The sequence below is a fragment of the Verrucosispora sp. SN26_14.1 genome (assembly GCF_004307965.1).
GTDB lineage: Bacteria > Actinomycetota > Actinomycetes > Mycobacteriales > Micromonosporaceae > Micromonospora.
This window is the reverse complement of record NZ_SISL01000570.1, coordinates 1-3367: the sequence shown is the minus strand read 5'-3', so window position 1 is coordinate 3367 and position 3367 is coordinate 1. Positions and strand designations below refer to the sequence as shown.

General features: G+C 72.9%; 4 protein-coding genes. All 4 read right to left on the bottom strand.

What is annotated here, in order from left to right:
• Positions 1 to 314: 314 nt before the first annotated feature.
• Positions 315 to 614, bottom strand: coding sequence for a BON domain-containing protein (locus EYA84_RS29220; RefSeq protein WP_131057253.1), 300 nt, complete (start codon positions 612 to 614; stop codon positions 315 to 317).
• A gap of 205 nt (positions 615 to 819) precedes the next feature.
• Positions 820 to 2025: a HAMP domain-containing sensor histidine kinase gene (locus EYA84_RS29215; RefSeq protein WP_131057250.1), complete on the bottom strand. Its 1206-nt coding sequence runs from the start codon at positions 2023 to 2025 to the stop codon at positions 820 to 822.
• Between the two features lie 22 nt (positions 2026 to 2047).
• Entirely contained in the window at positions 2048 to 2743 is a 696-nt protein-coding gene (locus EYA84_RS29210; RefSeq protein WP_162854394.1) for a response regulator transcription factor, read from the bottom strand.
• Between the two features lie 7 nt (positions 2744 to 2750).
• Positions 2751 to 3367 (bottom strand): S1C family serine protease (locus EYA84_RS29205; RefSeq protein WP_131057248.1); only part of this gene is annotated, 617 nt, incomplete at its 5' end.

Sequence of the window (3367 nt, the reverse complement as noted above, 5' to 3'; positions counted from 1 at the left end):
GCTGACCGCCGGCCGGCTCCGCAGGCCACCTGAGGCCCGCCGGCCGCCGGCCGACGCCACCACCGATCCGGCCCACTGACCGACGGAATTCGCTGGCCCCCTGGTGGCCGGAACGGACGCCGCCCTCGACTCCGTCTCGGGAGCGAGGGCGGGGCGGTCAGAACGGGGCCGGGGTGATCGTGTCGCCCGATCCCGGGCCCTGGGGGAGGGGCCCGGGATCGGACCGGCCGCGGGACCCGGCCGGGGATAGGCGACTCGAACAGATCCGGCCCGCCCGTACCAACCGGTGCCTGGCGGTACGGGCGAGCCGGAGCTCAGTGGCGGCTGCGCCTGGTATTGGCCAGCCGCAGGGCGTTGCAGACGTCCAGCACGCCCTCGACGTCCCAGGCCAGCTCGCTGGCGGCGCGGCGGGTCTCCGCGCTGCCGACCAACCCGGTGAGGATCACCACGCTGTTCTGCACCATCACGGTGATCTGCTGCCGCCGGGTGGTCCAGTCGGCGCTCAGCCGCTGGGCGACCAGGGCGGCCAGTCGGACATCCTCGTCGTGATGCTGCGGTTCGTCCCAGAGTGCGCGGAAGGAGTGGTCGTCCGGCATCGGCCAGGGCCACGGCATCACCACAGCGGTCTCCTTCGTCGTCGACGCCGGCGACGCGAGGCGCCGTCCCGATCGACCACCACACTGCGCAACGACCTTGGAGTGGACCGCACGGTTGGATGACATTTGCATGACAGATCCTGCCGGTGCCCGCCGCCGACCGGTGCCCGCGCCCGACGGTCGGGCCTGTCCCGGCGCGGCGGCTGTGCGGCGCAAGGCCAGATCAGAGCGGTGAGGTGACCGGCGGCGGCGTGTCGTCGGCCCGGTCCGCGGCGGGCAACCACAACACGAAGACGCTGCCCGTTCCGGGCCGGGAGAAGACCGCGGCCTGCCCGCCGTGCGACTCCACGATCTGCCGCACGATTGCCAGCCCGAGTCCGGTACGCCGATCACCCGGCTCGCCCCGCCCGGTCTCGCCGCGCCAGAACCGGTCGAAGACCCGGCGCTGGTCGTCCTCGGCGATACCCGGTCCCTCGTCCGCCACCGCCAGCCACAACCAGCCGCCCGCACGCCCGGTCGCCACCTGGACGGCTCCGCCCAGCGGGGAGAGGCGTACCGCGTTGGAGAGCAGGTTGCCCGCCGCCCGACGCAGGGCGTCCGGGTCGCCGATGAGCCCCAGGTCGTTGCCGAGCGCGTACCGCAGCCGCAGCCCGCGCCCGGCGGCCAGTGGGGAGAAGTCCTCGCCCGCCTCGCGCGCCACCGCGCTCAGGTCGACGTCGGTGTCGGCCATCGCGTCGGCGTCCCGGCGCGCGGTGGCCAGCAGGTCCTCCACCAGCCGCGACATCCGGGTGGTGGCCCGGTCGATCGTCGCCACCGCCGCCGTCCGTTCCGGCTCGGTGGCCTCCGGCGAGTTCAGCGAGGCGTCCAGGTTCGCCCGGATGATCGCCAACGGACTGCGCAACTCGTGTGAGGCGTCGTCGATGAGCTGACGTTGGGCGTGAAAGGCGTGGTCCAGCCGATCCAGCATCGAGTCGATGGTGTCGCCGAGATCCCGCAGCTCGTCGCGGGGACCGGCCAGCCGGATCCGGCGGGACAGGTCGGTGGCCTGGATGTCCCGGGCGGTACGCGCGATCGCGCCCACCGGACGCAACGCCCGCCCCGACAGCACCCACCCGATGCCGAGACTCGCCACGAAGAGTCCACCGAGCGCGATCAGCGAGTAGTCCCGGACGGTCTGCAACAGTCGCAGATTGACCTCGTCCTCTATCTGCTGCACCTCGGCCACCTCGATGGTGGTGCCGGTGGCCACCGTCCGGCCGTCGGCCTTCTGCTTGTAGAGCTGCGCCTCGTACCGTTTGGAGATCGGCTTCGGGTCGACCGCCCGGTCCACCGCCACGTACGCCACCGCCAGCCCCGCCCCGGCCAGCGCGAACAACAGCGTCGAGTAGAGCACCGTCAACCGGAACCGGATCGACCGGAACAGCCTCACGTCGCCACCCCAGTCCGCTCGCTCACGCCGCCACCTCTCGCAACCGGTAGCCGCGCCCGATCACCGTCTCGATCGGTGGCTCGGTGTCGGTGCCGGTGAGTTTGCGCCGCAGCGTACCCACGGTGACCCGGACCGTCTCGGTGAACGGGTCGGCGTTGGCGTCCCAGACGTGCTCCAGCAGCTCCTCGGCGGGCACCACCCGGCCCGGATGCGTCATCAGGTACTCCAGCACCCCGAACTCCTTGCGGGTGAGCTGGAGTTCCCGTACGCCCCGACGGGCCTCCTGCCGCGCCACGTCCAGGCTCAACGCCCCCACGGTCAGCACCACCCCGGTGCCGCCGGTGTCCCGCCGCAACAGGGCCCGCACCCGCGCCAGCAGCTCGACGAGGGCGAATGGCTTCACCAGGTAGTCGTCCGCGCCCTCGTCGAGCCCGCGTACCCGGTCGCCGAGCGCGCCACGGGCGGTGAGCATCAACACGCGCAGGTCCCGCCCACCGGCGACCTCGACCGCGCCGGAGCGGATCGCCCGGCACACCGCGAAGCCGTCCTCTTCGGGCAGGTTGACGTCCAACAGCATCAGGTCGTACGCGTTGACCAGCAGCAGCTCGTACGCCTGCGCCGCGTCCACCGCGACGTCGACGGCGTAACCGGCGCGGACCAGCCCGAGCCGCAACGCGCCGGCCAGGTCCTCCTCGTCCTCCACCACGAGCAGCCGCATCTGTCCGTCACCCTCTCGCGATCAGCCTCTGCGCCACCTGCGACGCGCGGTCGATCGGGACCGCGAAGCCGATCCCGATGTTGCCGCCTCCCTCCAGTGTGGCGATGGCGGTGTTGACCCCGACCACCTCGCCCCGCCCGTTGACCAACGGCCCGCCCGAATTGCCGGGGTTGATGGACGCGTCGGTCTGCACCGCCGGTTGCCGGGTGCTGCCGCCACCGAGTCGGACCGGGCGGTCCAGCGCGCTGACGATCCCGGCGGTCACCGTGCCGGAGAGCCCCAGCGGCGAACCGACGGCGAGCACCGGTTCGCCCACCCGAGTCTGCCCGGTGGGGGCGAGCGGCAGCGGGCGCAGCCCGTTGCCCGGATCGACACGCAGCACGGCGATGTCCGTACCCGGGTCACGGCCGACCAACCGCGCGGTCAGCCGACGGCCGTCCTGACCGACCACCTGGATCGTGCCGCCCCGGGCCACCACGTGGTCGTTGGTGACCACATGCCCCCGACCGTCGATCAGGAAACCGGAACCGGAGGCACCGCGCCCGCCGGACGAGGTCTGCACCGACACCACCCCGGCCAGCACCCGGTCGGCGGCGGCCACCAGGTCACCCCCGGGGCCGAGGG

Bases quoted from the DNA above. Each gene is read 5' to 3' on its own strand.
- EYA84_RS29220 (WP_131057253.1), bottom strand. From the start codon at position 614: ATGCCGTGGCCCTGGCCGATGCCGGACGACCACTCCTTCCGCGCACTC.
- EYA84_RS29210 (WP_162854394.1), bottom strand. From the start codon at position 2,743: ATGCGGCTGCTCGTGGTGGAGGACGAGGAGGACCTGGCCGGCGCGTTG.